This window comes from Mycobacterium sp. URHD0025 (assembly GCF_000426065.1).
GTDB lineage: Bacteria > Actinomycetota > Actinomycetes > Mycobacteriales > Mycobacteriaceae > Mycobacterium.
The window spans coordinates 857,711-879,432 of sequence record NZ_AUEQ01000001.1 but is presented as its reverse complement, the minus strand read 5'-3'; the positions used below and the strand labels follow the sequence as shown (position 1 = coordinate 879,432).

Annotated in this window: 18 protein-coding genes and 1 tRNA gene; 10 read left to right on the top strand and 9 right to left on the bottom strand. The window is 64.7% G+C overall.

From position 1 onward, the window contains the following. Nucleotides 1-666 precede the first annotated feature (666 nt). Nucleotides 667-2,301 carry an HD domain-containing protein gene (locus H977_RS36220; protein WP_155946483.1) on the top strand — a complete coding sequence of 545 codons (1,635 nt, stop codon included), beginning with the start codon at nucleotides 667-669 and terminating at the stop codon, nucleotides 2,299-2,301. Nucleotides 2,302-2,308: 7 nt separating this feature from the next. After that, nucleotides 2,309-3,742 (top strand): tetratricopeptide repeat protein, encoded by a 1,434-nt coding sequence (locus tag H977_RS34665; protein ID WP_155946482.1) that lies wholly within the window; start codon nucleotides 2,309-2,311, stop codon nucleotides 3,740-3,742. Nucleotides 3,743-4,322: 580 nt separating this feature from the next. Here H977_RS34665 and H977_RS36215 read toward each other — a convergent pair. The 7 genes from H977_RS36215 to pgm all read right to left on the bottom strand — a co-directional run bounded on the left by H977_RS36215 (nucleotide 4,323) and on the right by pgm (nucleotide 10,988). Further along, on the bottom strand, nucleotides 4,323-4,928 hold the full coding sequence (locus H977_RS36215; RefSeq protein ID WP_502691135.1) for a hypothetical protein: 606 nt from the start codon (nucleotides 4,926-4,928) through the stop codon (nucleotides 4,323-4,325). Next, nucleotides 4,822-5,235 carry a hypothetical protein gene (locus H977_RS35755; protein ID WP_029106679.1) on the bottom strand — a complete coding sequence of 138 codons (414 nt, stop codon included), beginning with the start codon at nucleotides 5,233-5,235 and terminating at the stop codon, nucleotides 4,822-4,824. The genes H977_RS36215 and H977_RS35755 overlap by 107 nt, the downstream gene beginning before the upstream one ends. A gap of 227 nt (nucleotides 5,236-5,462) precedes the next feature. Continuing rightward, nucleotides 5,463-7,031: a hypothetical protein gene (locus H977_RS0104175; RefSeq protein WP_029106678.1), complete on the bottom strand. Its 1,569-nt coding sequence runs from the start codon at nucleotides 7,029-7,031 to the stop codon at nucleotides 5,463-5,465. After that, a complete protein-coding gene (locus H977_RS0104170) occupies nucleotides 7,000-7,449 on the bottom strand; it encodes a hypothetical protein (protein WP_029106677.1) in 450 nt (149 codons plus the stop codon). The genes H977_RS0104175 and H977_RS0104170 overlap by 32 nt, the downstream gene beginning before the upstream one ends. 517 nt (nucleotides 7,450-7,966) lie before the next feature. Beyond that, nucleotides 7,967-8,039 (bottom strand) — tRNA-Ala (locus H977_RS0104165). 55 nt (nucleotides 8,040-8,094) lie between these two features. Further along, nucleotides 8,095-9,357, bottom strand: coding sequence for an MFS transporter (locus tag H977_RS0104160; RefSeq protein WP_029106676.1), 1,263 nt, complete (start codon nucleotides 9,355-9,357; stop codon nucleotides 8,095-8,097). Continuing rightward, the gene (gene pgm, locus H977_RS0104155; RefSeq protein WP_029106675.1) at nucleotides 9,354-10,988 is read right to left on the bottom strand and encodes a phosphoglucomutase (alpha-D-glucose-1,6-bisphosphate-dependent); all 1,635 of its coding nucleotides are present in this window, start codon (nucleotides 10,986-10,988) and stop codon (nucleotides 9,354-9,356) included. Before pgm ends, H977_RS0104160 begins: the two co-directional genes overlap by 4 nt. Before the next feature lie 92 nt (nucleotides 10,989-11,080). Here pgm and H977_RS0104150 point away from each other — a divergent pair, with 92 nt between their 5' ends. Beyond that, nucleotides 11,081-11,779: a hemerythrin domain-containing protein gene (locus H977_RS0104150; RefSeq protein ID WP_231395859.1), complete on the top strand. Its 699-nt coding sequence runs from the start codon at nucleotides 11,081-11,083 to the stop codon at nucleotides 11,777-11,779. On the opposite strand, the gene H977_RS32480 is transcribed toward H977_RS0104150, so the two are convergent. Further along, complete coding sequence (locus H977_RS32480) at nucleotides 11,727-15,095, bottom strand: ATP-binding protein (protein WP_051288617.1); 3,369 nt, start codon at nucleotides 15,093-15,095, stop codon at nucleotides 11,727-11,729. The two genes, H977_RS0104150 and H977_RS32480, sit on opposite strands and share 53 nt — an antisense overlap. 48 nt (nucleotides 15,096-15,143) lie before the next feature. On the opposite strand from H977_RS32480, the gene crcB (H977_RS0104140) reads away from it, so the two are divergent. The 7 genes from crcB (H977_RS0104140) to mbtN all read left to right on the top strand — a co-directional run bounded on the left by crcB (H977_RS0104140) (nucleotide 15,144) and on the right by mbtN (nucleotide 21,009). After that, nucleotides 15,144-15,542, top strand: coding sequence for a fluoride efflux transporter CrcB (gene crcB, locus H977_RS0104140; protein ID WP_029106673.1), 399 nt, complete (start codon nucleotides 15,144-15,146; stop codon nucleotides 15,540-15,542). Next, the gene (gene crcB / locus H977_RS0104135; protein WP_029106672.1) at nucleotides 15,539-15,907 is read left to right on the top strand and encodes a fluoride efflux transporter CrcB; all 369 of its coding nucleotides are present in this window, start codon (nucleotides 15,539-15,541) and stop codon (nucleotides 15,905-15,907) included. Before crcB (H977_RS0104140) ends, crcB (H977_RS0104135) begins: the two co-directional genes overlap by 4 nt. After that, the gene (locus H977_RS0104130; RefSeq protein WP_029106671.1) at nucleotides 15,904-16,968 is read left to right on the top strand and encodes a DUF190 domain-containing protein; all 1,065 of its coding nucleotides are present in this window, start codon (nucleotides 15,904-15,906) and stop codon (nucleotides 16,966-16,968) included. The genes crcB (H977_RS0104135) and H977_RS0104130 overlap by 4 nt, the downstream gene beginning before the upstream one ends. 209 nt (nucleotides 16,969-17,177) lie before the next feature. Beyond that, complete coding sequence (locus H977_RS0104125) at nucleotides 17,178-17,906, top strand: sulfite exporter TauE/SafE family protein (protein WP_029106670.1); 729 nt, start codon at nucleotides 17,178-17,180, stop codon at nucleotides 17,904-17,906. Between the two features lie 90 nt (nucleotides 17,907-17,996). Next, on the top strand, nucleotides 17,997-18,266 hold the full coding sequence (gene mbtL, locus H977_RS0104120) for a mycobactin biosynthesis acyl carrier protein MbtL (protein WP_029106669.1): 270 nt from the start codon (nucleotides 17,997-17,999) through the stop codon (nucleotides 18,264-18,266). Beyond that, nucleotides 18,263-19,837 carry a long-chain-fatty acid--ACP ligase MbtM gene (gene mbtM, locus H977_RS0104115; protein ID WP_029106668.1) on the top strand — a complete coding sequence of 525 codons (1,575 nt, stop codon included), beginning with the start codon at nucleotides 18,263-18,265 and terminating at the stop codon, nucleotides 19,835-19,837. Before mbtL ends, mbtM begins: the two co-directional genes overlap by 4 nt. After that, nucleotides 19,834-21,009 carry a mycobactin biosynthesis acyl-ACP dehydrogenase MbtN gene (gene mbtN / locus H977_RS0104110; RefSeq protein ID WP_029106667.1) on the top strand — a complete coding sequence of 392 codons (1,176 nt, stop codon included), beginning with the start codon at nucleotides 19,834-19,836 and terminating at the stop codon, nucleotides 21,007-21,009. The genes mbtM and mbtN overlap by 4 nt, the downstream gene beginning before the upstream one ends. Nucleotides 21,010-21,024: 15 nt before the next feature. On the opposite strand, the gene H977_RS0104105 is transcribed toward mbtN, so the two are convergent. Further along, complete coding sequence (locus H977_RS0104105; RefSeq protein ID WP_029106666.1) at nucleotides 21,025-21,675, bottom strand: GNAT family N-acetyltransferase; 651 nt, start codon at nucleotides 21,673-21,675, stop codon at nucleotides 21,025-21,027. Between the last annotated feature and the right edge of the window lie 47 nt (nucleotides 21,676-21,722).

Below are 21,722 nucleotides of genomic sequence, written 5' to 3'. Positions count from 1 at the left end.
CCCCCACACTGCCAGTACCGGGAGCTGCCGTGACCAGGCGCGATAGGGCGCGAGTGGTTGTATAGGCGACGTGGTTGAGGGAGCAACTGTCGTCACCATTGTCGTCAAGACTGTCGTCACCTAACGATGAGAACCGGCGTCTCCACTCTGTTGCTTCCCGATGCCGACGACCGCACGTGCTGCAGCAGCGTCGCCGTTAGCTCCAGCCGAACCCGACCCGGGTCTGAAATTCTTGCATCTCTATCAATCGGCCCTACGCGGCCGATTCCCCGTCATATCCGATGGATGACTGCGATGTGTGTCGTGAAGGGGCCACGCTGTACTCGGCTCTCAGCGCGACGGACCTTGTGCCCGCGAAGGCGGGTGCCGCAACCGACGTCAGATCGTTACTCCTGACTAAGGGCCTGCGGTGCAGTTCGACCGAGCTCATCAGGGCACCTAGTCAGCCAGTTTGCCAAGTTCGGCCCTCTAGAAGAGGGCTTCGGCTCGGGGTTGGCGCCCGTTTCGATGCCACGTCAGCGACAGCCAAAGCAAACGTCCCAGGCGCGACAGACGTGCTAATGGCCCACCGCACCGGGGCACCATTTGCGGGCGAGTCGGTGCGGAGTTGACAAGGCGTACCAGTAGGATGCGATCGCACGGCAACCGCACCGCTTGGGGGAATAGATGCCCGATAACCCTCTAATACAAGAGGTTGATGAACTGCGTTTGGCGTTGCTACAAGATCCGGATTTGCGCGATCTCGTCGCCTCTATCCCGACAATTCAGGAGGCCGTCGAGAAAATCTGGCGAACGCCTCACCACTCTTGGTTCACTGATCATGGACCGGACCACAGTCGACGAGTCGCCTCGTACGCTATGCAGTTGGCCTTGCTACCGAGACTCCACCCATCTTATCGTTTGTCTCCTCTGGAAGTCTTCATTCTTTGGTCAGCTGCTTGGCTTCATGACGTTGGAATGCAGGACCTACGGGCGACGGGGCAGCCGATAGGCGAGATGTCACCAGACGCATATACCCTTGTGCGACACCAACATCCGGATCGCAGTTCCGAGAACATATTGAGAGACTGGCGACAGTTCGGCTTACCTGAGCACGATCCGCCATTGGCTGAATTGGTGGCGAGTGTAGCGCGGGCGCACGGCACGAAATACTATCGAGAGACTGTACGACATCGCCTTCCGAATTCCGCAAACGTTCGTAATCTCCCCGTAAGGGCAAGGCTGTTAGCGGCGTTACTGCTTTTTGCCGATGAACTTGATCTGCATTACCAGAGAGCGGTGCCGCCAAGCGGGTGGAGGGACGACAACCCCATTTCGGAGGCTCACTCATTCAAACATAAATGTGTGGTAGCTGTGAAGCCAGTGTGTCAAACCGATGGGCGAATTGCCGTGGAACTTGAGCTTAAATTTCCGGCGGAACTGTCCGAGGAACATCGCGATATCGTCAGACACTGGATCGAGGTAAAACTGTTGAAGCAAATGGGGATGATCGAGCCCGAAATTATCGCCGGATTTAGTTCCCAAGCAAGCTTTGATCGAATTATCCGCACAACCGTCGGAACGTCATTGGCTCACGCACCGACATTGTCTGAGGCTGCTCTTGCGGTGATACGCGCGGACACGACGCGCGATCAATTGATAAATCACCAAACTAATTTTGAGTTGGTGCAGCAAGAGGTCGACAATAACGGCATTGTCGTCATTTTGCCGGGCCCGAAGGGCAGTCTTGCGCCTCAGGACGACGGTCAGACGGACCTGCTCGAGGCGATCATCGCAGCTGCGGAAGCGGCTGGGCGCCGTGTGTGCGTTAGTCGCCGCGGCGAGTTGGTACTGGGCGCCACCGCGCGCGACATCATTAAGGAGTGGACACTCTGCCTCGCCCCTGAGTCAGCTGACAACCACCATGCTTCTGACGGGGGGAACAATGAGAATGATCTGGATCGTCTCGTGAGCGCTATCACAGCGGCAGGGGAAGACAAGGCGTATCTGTTTGCGATAGTAGGAGGTGAGTATGTCGACGTGGACGACCTCGCGTGGATCGCTAACACGTTGGCCCCTAAGCTACGTGAGAGCTGTGGATCTGTCGCATTCGCCCTCACGCTTGGCTTGGACAGCACATTCACGGCGATGGGGGCTGCGCAACTAGCCGTTCCCATGTCAGACTTGTCTTCCGACGACATTGCTGACTATCTCCGACGTTTCGTTAAGGAGGACGTGGCGCTCGCAGAAAGCCAGGCCCATGACTCTTACACGAAGGTGAAGCTACAGGGCCAACGGCATTTGATGACACAAAGAAGGTGAGGTGGACATGGACTTGCTCGAGGCGCAAGCCTCGGTTCTAAGCGTCGCACCCGCCTTCGATAACCACGTGGCAGCGGGCATCTTGGGGAGCTCCGAAGACTGGCTGACGCGCTTTGGCGGCGGCGACAAGACTGACCCAATCACCAGTCTGCGACTCGCTGGTCTCCTCGTCGAGTGGTCGGGAGTGATGCGGATCGCAGATCCGCTGAAGTCTGAATTGGCCTCCCGACTGGCTGCTGAGAGCCCCGCGACGTATCGCGCCTGCGCCCACACCTTCTCAGCGCATGCGCGCAACGGTTTCCACACACGCCTGGCGCAGGTACTCGGCGATCGAGGCGCGGCAGTCAGCGTCGCCGTCCTCGATGTTGCAGGGGCTGATCCAGATTCCGAGTCGTCATCGATTAGGTCTCTAATCGCCACGTTGCAGACAAGTTCGAGCCGGCCAGTTGACACGGCTGCGGCGATCCGCCAACTTAGTCAGTCGCCAGCGCGGAGAACAACAACAGATCGACTGGCTGCTTTCCTCACAGGGCTTCATGATTGGCGCTTAGGTCGACACGACGAAGCTTCCCACCAACTGGAGCTAGTCCTGGCTAGCAGGAGAGACGATCAAATCGAGGCAATTGCGCGTCACCTTGTCGGTGTTTACCGCGCAGAACAGCGGGATTTCGATTCTTCCCTGTTGTACCTCGAAACAGCGTCAGACCTGTTAAGACGGCTCGGCGACCGTCGGGGACTTACGCAGGCTCTAACGTCGTTTGGCCGCGTCCTCGCTGGAAGTGCAATGAGTCACGTTGCTTTCCCCAACAAGCCAGACTTCGAAACTGAGCAACTTGTCCGTGCCGCAAAGATACTCGACGAGGCCATCGCAATGGGTCAAGATCTCCATGACAATGTGCTGGCAGGTCGAGCAATCCTTGAGCTAGCACGTGTCGAATACGCATCCGAACGAATAGATGCTGCAATAGATTTAGCGGAGGACGCCGCACGCGTTCTTTCACATCATCAGCCAGATCTGGTCAATGTTTATACGTACATGGGCACTTGGTATCGGGAAGCCGGGCGAACAGATGAGGCGCGCGAGGTACTTCGAAAGGCCGCCGAAATTGCAGAGAAATCCGGCAGCTCCGACGCGGCGCTTGGGCGAATCTTGAATGTCCAAGCTAGTGCTGATCGACGAGCTGGACTGACGGATGAGGCAATTCGAAACGCCCGCGACAGTGTCGAAATTGGGCGGCGGCTAGGAGATAATAGACACACAGCCCATGCACTTCACACCCTCGCCGCGTCATTACTTGATCTCAACACCCAGGAAGCCCAGAAGGAGGCTATCTTGCTTCTTAACGAGGCACGAGCACTTCTTGAGCACCTGGGTGATTCCAAAGGCGTCGGGATGGTAGACACGACACTTGCTCGTACCCTCGGGCCTCATCGAGCATAAGTTCGCCGAGGCAACACATCGTCAATGCGTGGCGGGAATTGTGGATGGCGGGCCCGGTTGTTCCCGCCCGTACATTGAGCAGCAACAGGTCAGTCGAGAGTTCGGCCAAGTAATGCCTTCGATGCCCATGGAATCGGTTTGCGTTCCCATCCCCCTTTCTGACGTAAGGCTGTACTGGCCCGCGCCGGGTGGGGCGGCAAACACTGGCGGCCGTGTCGCTGGCCCGAGGCCGCCACGATGAAACTTTGCGTGATCCGCCCTGCATAAGACAGCGTTAACTTCCGGAAACTGACGAGGTTAAACCTCCTGCCCGCCTCATCGCCGCATTCCGAATGCTTTGAACTGCTCTGTGTCTCTCATCAGCCGGGGCTCAACGATTGCCCGGAGAGCCGCGCCGATCGGCGTTATCGACTCGTTGATACCAGTAGAGAAACTCCTCACGGGTTCGTGCTGCTGAGGTTTGTCCTATTCGACGTGCGGCTGAGATTTGCGGTGGCGCTAACCGAGTGTTCTTACATCTCGATCCCACAGTCGAGGCTCTGGTTGCGGCTGCGGCCGATGTGGTGCTCTCGTGCGGTGGTCATATCCCGGGCAAAGCTCTGCGTGTCTGCTTGCCAGGCTCGGTAGGTTGCCCGCCGGCGCTGCACCGTCGCTGCGCGCCGTTCGCGGATGCGGCGCACGCGTTCAGGCAGTGCGGCGCTGGGTGTTTGGGCAGCGATCTCGTTTGCGGTGATGGGCTGGTCGTGGTGGCCGATGATGGCGCGTGCCAGACGGCCGGCGTGCTGAGCGGTGCCGCGGGCCACGACATGCGCGCCGGGCAGCCGGTCGCCGCCATACTCTGCTTCGGTGGCCCGTTCGTAGATGTAGACGTTGTTAGTTTCGCGGCCATCGCCACGTAGAGCATCGAGCGGCTGGTGTTCTCGCCGAGCACGGCCTTGGTGGTGTCGGCGGTGACCCCTTGGGCGCCGTGCACGGTGACCGCGTAGCCGTGGGTGATGTGCTCGCGTACGTAGTCGCCGTCGAAGGCGACGCGGGTGCGGTCATCGAGGCGTTCGGCGGCGACCCGGTTGGTCGTCGCGTCAATCCCGGCGACGCGCCAGCGGTTGCCGTTGCGTACCGGGTCTGGTTGCGCCGCTTGGTCGATGGCGCTGTGTACCGCGATGGTGGTGTCGTTTCGGCGGCTGATGATGAGGTCGCCGACGGCGATTCGATGCCCACGGGCCGCCGACCGTGGGCGCGTCGGCGGCGATGGTGTCGCGGTGGATGCGCTGGTTGAGCGCGTCGGCGATTTCGGTGGTGTCGCAGATCAGTAGGGCGTCCTTGCCCGCCGCGGTGTCGGCCCGATAGGCGGCCAGCGCGTCGGCGGCCATCATGATCTGATCCCCGCAATTAAGACGGCCGTGGGTGCGGTACCAGCCGACCGCTTTGCGCACCGATGCAGGACCGCCGTTGCGCAGCGCCAGTGAGGCGGTGCGTTCCTCTGGGTCGTTCATGCGCCATACCCGCGAAAGGTGTTGTGTCCAGGGCAGGTCGGCGCACGGCTCTCTGGTTGTCAGCGCGCCGCCGCCTGCATGACTCGATGTCTCATTTCAGCGTCCAGATCCATCAACTGCTCACAATGGGCTTGTGTGCCGATCCGCGATCCCGTCCGAGCCGGTTGCCGTGGGTCAAATGACTACTCCCGGGACTAAGCAGCATCTCTCACGGCAGGCGAATGCGCCTAGCCGCCGAGCAGCGCGCTTATTGCCGTGACGTAGTGGCGACTCCGGCAGACCGAGGACAAGATGACGGCGCTAACCGGGTCCACCGTAGACGTGTGGGAATAGTGCCCCGGCCTGGGATCCTGCCAAGATCCGTAATCGACCCGGGGTTGCGGCCAGACGTCTGTGCCGCCTCGTCGCCAACCCGCTTTCGATTCATCAGCTGCGGTGATCGTGGGCACGATTCGTAGCGCCTCGAAATTGGCGCGGACGGCTTCGTACAAGTCTTGAGCACCCACAACGAATACTAGATCCAAAAGTACTGTCGCGACGTAACTTTGGAGTCGCGAGGATAGTGTGGTGCCGGCAAGTGTGCCGCCGAGTAGGCGCTCGATTGATACTTCTTCGTTCTCCTGTAGGTCGGCAAGACCGAGACCGCTTTTCTGGGGGTCGTGGCGATCAAGAACCCAGTTGGAAACCGTCCGCAGAAAGGCGGTCGCGGTGTCTCTATCTAGTCTGGCTAACACCACAGTCGGTGCGATCAGTGAGGCGGCGAACTGATCGGCGATGGGCCGATGGGAACCAGGATGATCCGAGCAGAGACGCCGGACCGCTTCCCCGGCCCGGGCAGCTAGATCGCCATCGACCACTAGCGCAAGGAGTCCGAATATCTCGATCATCCGACTGCACGCCGCAGGGTAGGTGACTATGGCGAGCGGTTCGATGAGTGCGTTGACAAGCGCCTTCGGATCATCGAGGAAGGGCTCAACTTGTTCCAGCAACTCCGCAGCGTAGGCGGTGAAGAGCCGCAGTGCCGAAGTCGACACGACGTTGGGAAGTGAAGGCGATGCCGCTCGGTAAAGATGCAGCGACATGAGCGCGGCCAGATCGAGACGCTGTGTGTTGCGCAAAAGGTTACAGATGATCGAGGCTTCAATCGACGCTTGGCGGAGCCGAACCCCGTCCAAATCTCCATCTAGCCATCGCCGCGAGAACCGCTCCAGCATGGGTTCTGTCACGTTCAAACTGTTGATAGCGCTAACCAGCGCGATGAGGTCGTTCTGGACGGCCGTTGCGGTCAGGCCGAGCGAGGGATCGTTGCACAGCCAGGTCAGGAGGTCTTGATCGTCCCAGACTTCGAAGCCGGCAAGTCCTCGCGCCTTGCAGCTTTTCTTGAACTGCTGAGCGTCAGGTGCGGCGGCACCTTTGAGATGGCCAGTGGTGACTAGGACTGCCACGCGCGGCAAAGCTTCGTCGAACGACGGGTGGCTGAGAGTGTTGTACTCGCACTCCTCAAGCTGAGAGCGAACGGCGCGCCACTCAGGCATACCGATGTCTCCGGCCTTTGACTGAATCGAATACTGGCGGAGAGTCAGCCCATTCCCGCGTGAGCATCCCCGGCGCAGACGTGCAAGGATGCCGCCCTTGGCCTCCGCCTTCTTGGCAATGACGTCTTTGCCGAACTCGAACCCACCGTGGGTGAAGTGGATATCGGTAAAGCCTCGGCTCGACAAGATCGCCAACAATGGACCGTCGAACTCGCGTTCTGTCAGGGATTTAAGGAAGTTCTCGACGACTGCGCGCAGCATTCCATTCCTCCCGCTTCCGATCGATCACTGCCTTCAGCCTTGCTTCTTGCTCGGCGGTCGGCGGCTCCTTCGGGAGGTTGTCGGGGTGAAGGAGGATTTGCTGCCGAAGCTTGCCTTCGTCGTCGAATGCCAGATCCATGTTCTCGGAGACTTCGATGATGGCGTCATAGAAGTTGCTCCCGCTGGCGTCTACTACGTTGCCTGTCCGGTCGCATATTGCGCTGATGTGTTCGGCCATCGCCCGGACAAGTTGACCACCCATGTCGTCCGCGGCCTGCGCGATGCTGCTCAGTAGGGAATCAGTGTCGTAGGACAGGATTTCGTCAACGCTGGTGGTCCATTCGTGCTGCAGATGGATGTCGCGGTACAGCGGCGAACGTAGACCGGCTTCGGGCGCCGGCTTACTGTCAGGTTGCACGAATTAACCCTGTCATTCGCTAGATTGGGCTGGATCAGCCTCAGGGAGGTCACGGACGACCATGTAGCTGGTCTCGCTGAGTATTGGATGCAACGCACGCGACAGATCGTGTATCGCCCGCGTCATCCATTGGTGTGCGGCAAGGCGGTATTCGCGGGGAGCAAGCCATACAGGCGAAACTCCGGATTCCTCACCTTCATTGTCCACCGACAAGAGCCTACTTTGCATCGACGGCATCGAGGCCGACCTGTCCGGAGGGTCGCGCGCCTAATTCCGTCCGTTGCCGCGTGGCCCATGCCGCAGCTCAGGGCAGAGTCGTATCGCTCATCCACGCGCATATTTCAGCGCGCGTGCGGAAGCGCATGGGCCTTCGGCTTGGGCCTGAGTGTCGTCAACTTTCGGGCGTTCGAGTGTGATGCGCATTTTCGAACGACAACTGTCGTCAACTCTGTAGTCAATCTGCGGCGGACTGGCCCTATCCGCGCCGCATTACGGGCATACGTCCTGGTCAAATGGGTGGAGCTAAGGGGATTCGAACCCCTGACCCCCACACTGCCAGTGTGGTGCGCTACCAACTGCGCCATAGCCCCGTTTGTCGTGCCCCACGAAGTTACACCACGGCTACCCGCCATTCAAAATCGCTGGTCAGGGAACCTCTCCACCGGCCTCGGGCCCCAATGCTCGGGTCGGAGTGTGCTCAGCGGAGGGCCGTCCGCGCGTCTCGGGAGCGAAGATCCAGCCCACCGCGGCAACGAGCAGGATGACCCCGCTGACCACGAAGGCCCAGGAGAACGACAGGTACTGCGCGATCAGCCCGACCAGTAGCGAGCCGCCGACCGAACCGACGTCGGCCATCATCTGGAACGTCGCCACCGCGGTGCCGCCACGAGCCTTGTTGCCGATGATGTCGGCCACCGCGGCCTGCTGCGGCGCGGTGAAGATCCCGGTCGAGAAACCCGCGACGTAGGCGCTCACCAGAAACAGCGTCAGGCCGTCGGTGAAGCCCACCATCACCGTCGAGATCCCGGCCGCCGTGAGCCCGACGATCAGCAGCAGGCGCCGGCCCACCCGGTCCGACAGATACCCGCTGGGGATCACCGCCGACACATTGCCGACGGCGAAGGTGGCCAAGGCCAGCCCCGCCATTCCGGGACCGCGATGCAGCACGTCGACGATGAACAACGGCACCAAGGCAATTCGTAGTCCGAAGGCCGACCATCCGGTCGCGAAGTTCGACAACAACGCCGCCCGGTAGGCGGGGTTGGCCAGCGCCGCGCGGACAGTGACCTTGGCACCTTCGTCCGGCGCGGGCGCGGCCAGTGACGAGTGCCGCAGGCTTATGAACACCACGGCGGCGGCAACCGTCAACGCCGCACCGTAGATCACGAACGGGGCATTCAGGCCGAGCCCGGCGGTCAGACTGCCCAGCACCGGCCCGCCGACCGAGCCGACCAGAAACGCCGAGGAGAACAGGCCGGCCACCCGTCCGCGGGCATCCTCCGGGCTGACCCGGATCATCAGTCCCAATGCCGACACGAAGAACATCGTCGAACCGATTCCGCCCAGCGACCGGAACAGCAGCAGCTGCCAATACGTCTGCGCGAACGCACATGCGCCGGTGGTGACAGCGACGATCAGCAGACCCCACACGTAGATCCGGCGCTCCCCCAGCCGCTGGATCAACACCCCGGTGGCCGGCGCGAAACACAGCCTCATCAGCGCGAACGCGGTGATGACGAACGTCGCGGCGCTGATGCTGACCCCGAAGTGGCGGGCGTAGGCCGGCAGCACCGGCGCCACCACGCCGTAGCCGAGCGCGATGACCGCGTTGGCGACGATCAGGACCCAGACTTCACCGGGCAGCTTCGGCTTGGCGTCGCTCTGACAGTCACCCTCCTTAACGCTCACCCGATGACTGTATTAACCACGTCCTTGGCGGCCTCCTGCACCTCCGCCAGATGGTCGGGACCGAGGAAGGACTCGGCGTAGATCTTGTAGACGTCCTCGGTGCCCGACGGCCGTGCGGCGAACCAGGCGTTCTGCGTCGTGACCTTCAATCCGCCCAGCGCTGCGCCGTTGCCGGGCGCGGCGGTCAGCTTCGCGGTGATCGGCTCGCCGGCCAGTTCGGTGGCGCTGACCTGCTCGGGCGAGAGCTTGGCCAGCCGTGCCTTCTGCTCGCGGTCGGCCGGCGCATCGATGCGGGCGTAGGTCGGCGAACCGTAGCGTTCGGCCAGTTCTGCATAGCGCTGCGACGGCGTCGTTCCGGTGATGGCCAGGATCTCCGAGGCCAGCAGCGCCAGGATGATGCCGTCCTTGTCGGTGGTCCAGGTCGAACCGTCGGTGCGCAGGAACGAGGCCCCCGCACTTTCCTCACCGCCGAAGCCGATCCCGCCACCGATCAACCCGTCGACGAACCACTTGAACCCGACGGGCACCTCGACCAGCTTGCGATCCAGCCCGGCCACCACACGATCGATGATCGAACTGCTCACCGCGGTCTTGCCCACCGCGGTGGCAACCGGCCAGTTCGGGCGATGGGTGTAGAGATAGTCGATCGCCACAGCGAGATAGTGGTTGGGATTCATCAGCCCGCCGTCAGGGGTGACGATGCCGTGCCGGTCGGAGTCCGCGTCGTTGCCGGTGGCGATCTGGTAGGAATCCCGATTGGCAATGAGCCCAGCCATGGCATTCGGCGAGCTGCAATCCATCCGGATCTTGCCGTCGGTGTCCAGGGTCATGAACCGCCATGTCGCGTCCACCAGCGGGTTCACCACGGTCAGGTCCAGGTTGTACCGGTCGGCGATGGCGCCCCAGTAATCGACGCTGGCCCCGCCCAGCGGGTCGGCACCGATGCGGATCCCCTCGGCCCGGATCGCGTGCAGGTCCACCACATTGGCGAGATCCGCGACATAGGCATCGAGATAGTCGTGACGCTGGGCCATCTGCAGCGCCCTCGAGAGCGGCATGCGGTTGACCGACTTGAACCCCTCGCGCAGGATCTCGTTGGCGCGCTTGGCAATCCAACCGGTGGCATCGGTGTCGGCGGGTCCGCCGTTGGGCGGGTTGTACTTGAAGCCGCCGTCGCGCGGCGGGTTGTGCGAAGGGGTGACGACGATACCGTCGGCCAAATCCGAATCGCGGCCCCGGTTGAACGTCAGGATGGCGTGGCTGACCGCGGGTGTCGGGGTGTAGCGGTCGGCCGAATCGATCATCGCTACCACATCATTGGCGGCCAGCACCTCAAGAGCGGACGCCCAGGCCGGTTCCGACAGGGCGTGGGTGTCGCGGCCGATGAACAACGGTCCGGTGGTGCCCTGTGCCGCCCGGTACTCGACGATGGCCTGAGTGGTGGCCAGGATGTGGCCTTCGTTGAACGCGGTGTCCAGACTGGAGCCGCGGTGCCCGGATGTGCCGAACACCACCTGCTGCGCGATGTCGTCGGGGTCGGGTCGTCGGGTGTAGTACGCGGTCACCACCGCCGCGACGTCGATCAGATCCTCGGGTTGAGCCGGTTGCCCGGCGCGGGGATTGGCAGCCATGGTTCCCGATTTCCCTCCGACAACTAGCGTTCGACGGTCAGAGCAAGCCTTACACAAGTCGGTTACAAGTGTGGCCCTGCAACGTGGCTGCCGTGAACACTCCGATGCAACCCACACGACTCGTCAACGTCACCGCGCGGCGTCCCGGCGATCCCGAGCCCGACCTCCTCGGTATCAGCCTTGCGCACCGCGCCATGGTCACCGACGTCGGCCGCGTCGCAACTTTGACCTCGGCTTTCGCAGATGGAGGGATGACGTGCACGCCCCGGCGTGCACGCGCTGTCGCCCGGTACGTGAACCTGCTGTGCGACTCGGTTCATCACCACCACACGACGGAGGACCAGATCCTGTGGCCGGTGATCGAAGCCTCTGCCGGCGGGAGTGTCGACCTGACCGAGCTGACCGAGGACCACGCGGCACTCGACCCGCGGTTGGACCGGTTGCGCGCGCTGGCGGCGGGGTTCCGGGTGAATGTCGGCGATAAGGAGTCAGCGGCACCGCTGGCCGCCGGCCTCACCGAACTGCACGGGCTGCTGCATGAACACATTGCCGACGAAGAACGGGAGATCTTCCCGGTGATCCGGCAGTACGTGTCTGTCGACGACTGGGCCGCCGTCGAAAAGGCTGCCCAACGGAGCGGGCGGATGTCGTTCGACGGACCACGCACCGTGGCGGTGATGACCGAGCAAGAACGCGTCGCACTGTCCGAAACCGTAAGTCCGATACTGCTCGCGCTGATCACCGTGTTGTCGGTGCGCCACCGGCGATTCGACCGTCGGGTGTTCGGCTGAGCACCCGGGCGGCGTCCGCCCCGAGACGCTGACGGAGCGCAGCGGCATCGGCACGGTAACGGCGAGCCTGCTCAGCGTCGCCGGTCAGTTCGGCGACGGCGGCCAGCGCCTCGTCGACGGGTCCGGTGAGCAGGGTGCCGTTGTCCAGCCCAGCCATCCGACCGGAGTAGGGCAGCAGCTCCTCGGCAGTCGCCTTCGCGACCGCCTCGTCACCGATCGCCGCCGACGCGTGTGCGCGCAGCGTGGTCATCGCCAGCCAGTAATAGGACCGCTCCACCGGCTCTCGCTGGGCCCAGACCTGTTGTGCTTCATCGGTTCTTCCTGAGGCCAGCAACGCCAGGACCACAGCGTCGGTGACCGTCCTCGACACCATGTTGTGAACGGCGAGCAACTCGTCTGCCAGCGGAGCGAGGTCGTTGCGGAACAGAGCGCCCGTCAACCGTCCGACTACTGCCATCAACGCGCCGTTGGGCGCGCCGTGTTCGGACAACTGAACGGCCGCCGCAGCGTAGCGGCGCTCCCCCTCGTCGGGTCGGCCCGCCAGCACCGTCAACTGCGCCTCGAACACGTCGAGCACACCCATCAGGTAACCCAACTGGCCGGTACCTGCCCGTGCCACAGCGAGATCGACACGGTCCAAGGCGGCAGCCAGGTCCGAGCGGCCCGCCGCAGACAGGAACAACAGCCACTGAGCGACCGCCTCGTAGTCGACCGCGCCGCACTCCTGTGCCACCGCGAGCAGTTCGGCGGCCGCCGCTTCCCGTTCGGCGGCAAGGTCGGGGCCCAGTGCTGCGAAGGCACGGGCATTGAGCGCCGCACACAACAACCGGCCGTAGACGTCGGGGGCCTCGGCGTGGGCCGCACGCGCCAACTCCAGTGCCTCCGAATTCGCCTGCAATGCGGCGGGCGTATCCGCACCTTCCAACTCGGCGAACAACGTCGATAGCAGTCGCGCCCGCACGGGCCCCGGATGATCACTGGCCAGCACCCGACGAAGCGGCACCACGATGTCCTCGTCGGCTGCGTCGGTGGTCCGGAGCCGCCACACCAGCGGGGCATCCCACAGGGTGAGCGCGCCGACTGTCAACGCGTCGTTGCCCGTTGTCAGTGCCAACGTCCGCTTCTGTTCGTCGCGTGCCGAAACGACATCGCCGGCCCGGGCCAGCGCCGCGACCAGACCACAGCGCGCGAGAACCGCCCGCTCCAGCGCGTTCGGCTGCGGGCCCACGGGCCGGACTCCGGCGAGATCCAGCATCCGAACGGTCGCCCGCCACTGCCGCACCGATTCGGCCGGTGCGCCGACGGTATCGGCCTCGCGGGCAGCGGCCATCGCGAAATCAGCTGCTGCACTTGCCGTGTCGGGAGTCGCTGCGGCCACGGCGTGATAGGCGAGCGAGGAGGCATCCGCTGAACTTCCCGGTCGGCGCAGTAGGCCGAGGGCCGCAGCGTGCAGCCGGGTCCGGCGCAGGATGGACATGTCGTCGTAGATCGTGTCGCGGATCAGGGCGTGGGCAAATCTCGCCCGGCCCGGCGCCGGCTCGTCGAGAAGCCCGGCCAGCACAGCCGGTTCGAGCGCGTCGAGCAGATCTTCTGAGTTGCCTTGCGCGAGATCGCCGAGTAGGTCGAGATCCACATCGCGGCCGAGTACCGCAGCCTGACGCAGTGCGGTGGCGGTCGGCGCTGGCAGCCGGGCAAGTCTGCGCCGCAACACATCACGCACCCCGACCGGCACGCCGCCCTTGCCGGCTTCCACGCCCTCGGCAACCATCAACCGGGCCAGTTCCCGGATGAACAGCGGATTGCCGCCGGTCCGCTCACGCAGGAGCCGTAGCGTCTCGCCGGAGAGCGCCGAAAGTCCGTACTCGGCAGCCAGTTCCGCCGTGGCCGGCTCGTCGAGGCCCGCCAGTTCGAGGTGGACGGCGGCGTGGTTGGCCAGCGCCGCGCGGGCCGCCTCCAGCTCTGGCCCCAATTCGGAAGACCGGTAGGTTCCGATGATCAGCACGCGATGACCACCGAGTCGATCGGTCACGAAACGCAGCAATTCCAGCGTCAGGCCATCGGTACGGTGCAGGTCATCCAGCACAACGACCAGCGGTCGACGGGCCGATACCTGCCCTAGGAGGCCGGCAAGCGCCTGGGCCAACCAGAACGTGCCGCCGCTGTCGGCACTGGCTGTGCCGCCGTCGTGCAACAACGGGCCCAACGCCGCGACCTGATCGGGTTCGCACGAGGCCACGAATTCACGGATGACCTCCGTCCACGCCCAACCTGGCGGTGCACCGTCCACCTCCGGGCAGCGTCCCGAGGCCACCGCCCAGCCGGTCGCGCGTAGCCGCTCGGCGGCGGTATCGACAAGTGTGGTCTTGCCGAGGCCCACCTCGCCACAGACCCACAGCACGCGACCACCTTCGCGCTCAACCGTTTCCGCGGTCCGTGCGATCGCCGCCAGTTCAGCGGTCCGCCCACACGACCGTGGCGGCTTTCGCCCGAACCGCGGAATCGCGACCGGCCTCTCCGCCAGTGGGATCGGCTCAAGGTGATCGGCCTGCTGCAGGATGTCGCGTTCCAGCTCCCGCAGCGGACGCGCCGGTTCGAGCCCTAGGTCATCGAGGAGGTGTTCACGGGTACGGCGTAAGACGTCCAGTGCTGCCGACTGATGTCCGGTCCGGTACAGCGCGGTCGCGAGCAATCCGGCGGCAACTTCCCGGCCCGGGTGATCGCGGGCGTGGCGCTCCAGAACCCGAACGACGACTGCGTCGCGACCCAGCACCGACTGCGTCTGTGCATACGATTCGGTGGTGGCCAACCGCAATTCGGTCAGACGGGCCACTTCAGGGACCGCCCACAGCGCGTCGGCCACCTCCGCGTAGGGCTCACCTGACCAGCCCTCGAGCGCACCTTCGAGCAGTCGCGCCCGCTCGGCAGGGTCCGCTTCCTGCTCTGCCGCAGAAACCTTCGACTCGAAACGCCACACGTCGACGGCCTCGACCGGCAGCCGCAGAGAGTATCCCGGGGCCGCGCTGACGATGACGCCGGCCACGGTACGCGGCTCGCGCCACGGCTCGAGCACGCGACGCAGATGCGAGATGTAGGCCTGTAGCGATGCCAACACTTTCGGTGGCGGCTCCCCCTCCCACAGGTCGTCGATGAGCCTGTCGACCGAGACCACTTCGCCGTGTGCGGATACCAACCGCGCCAACACCGATCGCTGCCTGCGACCGCCGAGTTCCACCGGCTCGCCGGCCACCCACGCCCGGATCGGCCCCAGCGCAGCCACCCGCACCGCGGAAACTGCGGAATTATCCGGGGCCGTCATAGTGAGCCGACGATAGCCGTCGGGCCGGCGACCGACATACTTTGCATCATGACCCGTCACGACGGCCGCGAACTCGCCGCAGTGTTCGTCGGCGGCGCGCTGGGCACCCTCGCCCGCGCAGGACTGGCGGTGCTCGCGGCACCCGAACCCGGACATTGGCCGTGGCCGACGTTCATCGCGAACATTCTCGGCGCGTTTCTGCTCGGCTACTTCACCACGCGACTGCTGGAGCGGCTGCCGGTGTCCAGTTACCGCAGGCCGCTGTTGGGTACCGGCGTATGCGGCGGGCTGACCACCTTTTCCACGATGCAGGTCGAGACGGTCACGATGCTCGAACACGGCAACTTGGCGTTGGCCGCGGGATACACCACCGCCAGCATCGCCGCCGGTCTGCTGGCAGTGGCGATCGCGACCGCGATGGTGCGTCGGGCGGCGGTGCGCCGATGACGACCGTCATGGTGTGGACCGGCGTGATGCTCCTAGGCGGCGTCGGCGCGGTGTGCCGGTTTCTTCTCGACCGTGCGGTGTCCGCGCGCCACACCCGCGGCTTCCCGTTCGGCACCTTGGCGGTCAACCTCAGCGGCGCCTTTCTGCTCGGCTTCCTCGGCGGGCTGGCCCTGGACCGGCACGCGGCGCTGCTGGCGGGCACCGCATTCGTCGGCTCCTATACGACGTTCTCCACCTGGATGCTGGAAACCCAGCGGCTCGGCGAGGAACGCCGGGTCTGGCCCGCAGTGGGCAACATCGGTATCAGCGTGGCGCTCGGCCTGACCGCGGCGTGGCTGGGCATGTCGCTCGGGAGCCAACTGTGACCACCACCGACTACCTCAAGCTGACCGCGTATTTCGCCGAACGGTCGCGTCACGAACACCGCTTCGTCGCCGACGCGCTCTTGGATCTGTACGGCGGCAGCGACATCGCGGTCAGCGTGATGCTGCGCGGGATCTCCAGCTTCGGTCCGCACCATCACCTGCGTACTGACGAGACGTTGACGGCCTCGGAGGATCCGCCGATCGCCATCGCTGCTGTCGATGCCGCCGACAAGATCTCCGCACTGGCCGAGCAGACCGTCGATCTCATTCCCCGCGGTCTGATCACCCTCGAACGGGCCCAGCTGATCCGTCGCGAGTCCCCCGCGCCGACCGTGACCGATACCTGCAAGCTGACTGTGTACGTCGGCCGTCATCACCGGGTCGGCGGAGTTCCGGCCTACCGTGCGGTGTGCGCTCTGCTGCACGGGCACGGCTTCGCCGCGACCACAGTGCTTCTCGGGGTGGACGGGACGGTACACGGCGACCGTCGGCGCGCCGCATTCTTCAGCCGCAACACCGAGGTGCCGCTCATGATCGTCGGGCTGGGGACCGGTGCCCAGGTGAACGCGGTACTGGGCGAGCTGACCGACGTGCTCGAGAATCCCCTGCTCACCGTCGAGCGGGCGCAACTGTGCAAGCGGGGCGGACAACTGCTGACCCGCCCGGCCGAGCTGCCCGCGACGGACGCCGAAGGCCGGCCGCTGTGGCAGAAGCTGATGATCCACACCTCGGAAACCGCTCACCACGACGGTGTCCCGATCCACCGGGCCATCGTCCGCTCGCTACTGGAGTCCAACGTGGCCGGCGGCGCGACTGTGCTGCGTGGCATCTGGGGGTACAGCGATGACGGTAAGCCTCACGGGGACAAGCTGTTCCAATTGGGACGGCAGGTGCCGGTGACGACGATCGTGGTCGACACCCCCGCACGCATCTCCGCGTCCTTCGACATCATCGACGAAATCACCCGCGAGCACGGCGTGGTCAGCGCCGAGATGGTGCCCTGGGCAACGGTTGTCGACGACGGTCAGCGCTTCGGCGGGACCGATCTGGCCGGTTTCTGAGCGTTGCCGGCACCCGCCTGCGCCGAGCGAGGCCGATGAGCCGTTGCTAGGGTGAAGGGGATAGCGCCTAGGGTTCCGGTGCGCCAGTCATGGTGTACGTCTGGTCCGAGCGGCGCCACCGTAGTCCTGGACGGGGTGCGGTCATCTGAACGGATAAAAGCCTGGAGGATCTCCGTCGGCGTGCCCCACGCCGACGAGAAGGTCCTGCGATGTTGACTCTCGTCTTGGTTTTCATTCTCGCGCTGGGCGCCGGAGCACTCGGCGGTCTGGTGGGCACCGGATCGTCGCTCGTACTGCTTCCGGTGCTGGTGCTGCTGTATGGACCGCGCGCGGCGGTGCCGATGATGGCGATAGCAGCCGTGATGGCCAACGTCGGCCGCGTGGCCGCCTGGTGGCGACAGATCAGGTGGCGCCCCGTGTTCGCCTACTCGGCAACAGGCGCACCCGCCGCAGTGCTCGGCGCGCACACACTGCTGACGATCTCTCCGAAGATCGTCGATGGGCTCTTGGGTGGGTTCTTTCTGGCGATGATTCCGGTCCGCAGGGCAATCGCGAAGCGAGGGTGGCGGGTGCGATTGTGGCAGCTCGGTGTCGCGGGCGCTGTTGTGGGCTTCTTGACCGGCCTGGTCTTGTCGACCGGACCGTTGAGCGTCCCGATGTTCACCGGATATGGGCTCAGCGGAGGCGCCTTCCTGGGTTCCGAAGCAGCCAGCGCCTTGCTGCTTTACACGGCCAAGCTCGCCACCTTTGGTCAAGGCGGCTCCCTCACAACGGGTGTCATCATTGACGGGGTCGCGATCGGGACCGCGTTGATGATCGGCCCATTCTTGATCCGCCGGATCGTGCAACGGCTTCAACCGCACACCTACGCTCGGCTGATCGACATGGTCCTGATCGCCGCCGCCACCGGCATGTTCATCGCCGTCGGCACCGTCTGAACGCACCCTGGCCGCAGGCTTAGTTATCGACCTCACAACGGCCTTTGTAAGGCTAGCCTATCTTTCCTCCGACGTGTACCGTGCCACCCCATGCAGTCGACAACACCCGAAGCGGTCAGCGCCGCCCTCACCGAGATCCTTCGCGACGACATGAACGTCGATGTCCGCCGGGTGACCAGGGACTCCCGGCTCATCGACGACGCCGGCCTGGACTCCGTGGCGTTCGCCGTCGGCATGGTGGCGATCGAGGACAAGCTCGGGGTCGTCCTGTCCGAAGAGGACCTGCTCAGCTGCGACACCGTGGGCGATCTCGAAGCGGCCATCCTGGCGAAAGTGCCTGCCGCGCAGAGCAACCAGTGAGCGTGCTCGCCACGGCGCTCGCCTCGTCGCTGACCACCACCGACGCCGACCTCGTGGTGTACGACCAGGCGACCAGCACCTGGATCCGCCACCCCTGGGGCGAGGTATACGCCCGCGCCGAGAACATCGCCGAACAGATCGGCGAGGACGGTTCGACAGCTGTCGGGATGGTCGGTGAGCCCACGGTCGAGGGCATCGCGACCATCCTCGGCGCGCTTCTGGCCGGTACGGCGCTGTCCGTACTGCCCGGCCCGATCCGGGGCGCCGACGTGGACACCTGGGCGCAGGCCACGATCAATCGGTTCGCGGACATCGGAGTGGGCACCGTGTTCAGCCACAGCGGCTACCTGGATCTGCTGCGAACAGCTGAGACTCCGGTGGCGATCCACGACTACGCCGTCATCGCACACACCCAACGCTCCACCACCCTGCCGCTGGGCACCGGCCCGTTCGCGGTCCTGCAGGGCACCGCTGGTTCCACCGGCACGCCCCGTACCGCGCAGCTGACGCCGTCAGCCGTGCTGGCCAATCTGCGTGGACTCAGTGAGCGGATCAGCTTGTCCCCCAGCGACATCGGCTGCTCGTGGCTGCCGCTGTACCACGACATGGGCCTGACGTTCCTGCTGGCCGGAGCGCTCGGTGGCATCGAGGTATGGCAAGCCTCGACCATGGCATTCGCGGCCTCACCGTTCAGCTGGGTGCGCTGGCTCACCGAGAGCCGCGCCACCCTGACCGCCGCTCCCAACATGGCCTACGGCCTGATCGGCAAGTACTCCAAGCGACTGACCGATCTTGACCTGTCGGCCGTGCGGTTCGCGCTCAACGGCGGCGAGCCCGTCGACTGCGAGGCCACCAGCCGCTTCGGCACCGAATTGTCCCGCTTCGGCTTCAACCCCGGAGCCCTTTCACCGTCCTACGGGATGGCCGAATCATCCTGTGCCGTCACAGTTCCCGTTCCGGGACTCGGCGTCGTCCTCGACGAGATCACCGTCGCCACGGACGCAGGCTCCAACCGGCAGCAGCTCGCCGTCCTCGGTGATGCCATCGGGGGCATGGAAGTGCGGCTGCGCCCCAGCGAAGACAACGCGGGCATCGTCGACCGCGAGGTCGGTGAGGTGGAGATCCGTGGCACCTCGATGATGTCGGGCTACCTGGGCCAGACTCCCCTGAACCCCGGCGAATGGTTCGCCACCGGAGATTTGGGCTACTTCGTCGACGGCGGCCTTGTGGTCTGCGGACGCACCAAAGAACTGATCACCGTGGCCGGACGCAACATCTTCCCCACCGAGATCGAACGGGTTGCCGCTCAGGTCAAGGGTGTTCGTGAAGGTGCGGTGGTAGCTGTGGGCGCCGGTGAGAAATCGGTCCGCGCCGGGCTGGTGATCGCGGCCGAGTTCCGTGGCGCCGATGAGGCGAGTGCCCGCAGCCAGGTTATTCAGCAGGTGGCATCCGAGTGCGGCATCGTGCCCGCCGACGTGGTGTTCCTGACGCCGGGGTCACTGCCCCGCACCTCCTCGGGCAAGCTGCGCCGCCTTGAGGTCAAACGACAATTGGAGACAGCGAAATCATGACCGCGCTCACGCCAACCCTGGCGCCGGCCACCACGACGCTCGACGAGTACCGCGACCTGCTGGATCGGGCGTTCGACGACCGGGTCAAGCAGTGGACCACCGAAGCGGAAGAGACCGAGAGCTTTCCGCGCCCCCTCATCGAGCACCTGGGCCGCTCCGGGGTGTTCAGCGAGAAGTGGGGCGACGGTCAACAGCCCGACGTGGCCAAGCTGATCGAACTCGCCTTCGCGCTGGGCCGCAACGGTTCCTCGGGCATCGGCGTGGGCGTCAGCCTGCACGATTCGGCCATCGCCCTGCTGCGGCGCTTCGGAAAATCCGACCACTTGCGCACGATCTGTGAACAGGCAGTCCGCGGCGAGGCTGTGCTCTGCATCGCGGCGTCCGAGGAATCCGGAGGTTCGGACCTGCAGATCGTGGAGACCGAAGTACGTACGGCCCGTGACGGATTCGAGATCAAGGGCATCAAGAAGTTCGTCTCCCTGTCCACGATCGCCGATCACATCATGGTGGTGGCCCGCAACGTCGACCAGGATCCGACCAGCAGGCACGGCAACGTCGTCGTCATCGCGGTGCCGACCTCTCAGGTCGAGATCCAGACGCCCTATCGCAAGGTCGGCAACGGGCCCCTGGCCACCGCCGCGGTGCACATCGACACGTGGGTGCCCGCCGATCATCTGGTGGCCCGCGCCGGCACCGGCCTGGCGGCCATCTCCTGGGGATTGGCACACGAACGCATGTCGATCGCCGGGCAGGTCGCCTCCGGATCCCAGCGGATTCTCGGAATCACGTTGGCGCGCATGATGAAACGGCGGCAGTTCGGCCAAACCCTCTATGAGCACCAAGCGTTGCGGATGCGCATCGCCGATCTGCAGGCCCGCGTCGATCTGCTGCGTTACGCCCTGGCCGGGGCAGCCGCGCAGGGCAAGCTCGATCTCAGAGCCGCCGCCGCTTTCAAGGTGACCGCCGCACGGCTCGGCGAGGAGGTCGCATCGGAGTGCATGCACATCTTCGGCGGCTCCGGCTATCTCGTCGACGAGACGCCGCTGGGCAAGTGGTGGCGCGACATGAAACTCGCCCGCGTCGGAGGCGGCACCGACGAAGTGCTGTGGGAGCTGGTGGCCGCGGCAATGAAGCCCGATTACGAGGGTTACGCCGAGTTCGCCGGAGCCTGAACCGGTGGCTCCACGTCAGCCGGCGGCGCCCAGGGCGTCGCCGGGTGTGCGCGGTAGCGCATAAAGGGCCATCCGCCGGTTGGACATCTGGTGCTCGCCCAGGAACTCGCATCCGGCCCATTCACACACGCGGCGGGCACCGGCATTGCGATGGTCCGGATCGAACATGATCCGCCGGCAGTTCGGCTCGAGTTCGAATACGTTGGCCACGATGCGCGGCAACAAGATCGGGCCCATGCCCCTGTTGACGAATCTCAGATCGGCGATCGCGGCGTGCATGCCGATGTCATATGGATCGGCGGCGTAGCGCGGAGCGATCGAATCCTTGGCCGCCCGATACAACTCGACGTACCCGACCGGCTTTCCGCGGAAGCTCGCGATGAACGGCCGTGAGTATTCGCCGTCGAGCTGCGCCTGCAGGTACCGGCGCCAGCGCTGCGGTTCCCAGTCGTACTCCCAGGCTTCCACCAGGTGCGGGCGATTCATCCACTCCGATACCAGCTCGGCGTCGGCGGCGGCGTCGGCGACCCGGATGTCGTACGGCTCGGCCAGGACAGGGGTGGGTGGGGCGTCGACGGCGCGCACCTCGTCGGTGATGTCGGTCAGCTCGCGTTTGAGGACGGGGGCTCCCGGCACGTCCGTCACGTCGGTATCGATATCGCTCATTTGAGCGCCGAGCCTACCGCAGCGACTGAGGGTAGGTTTACCTTCCT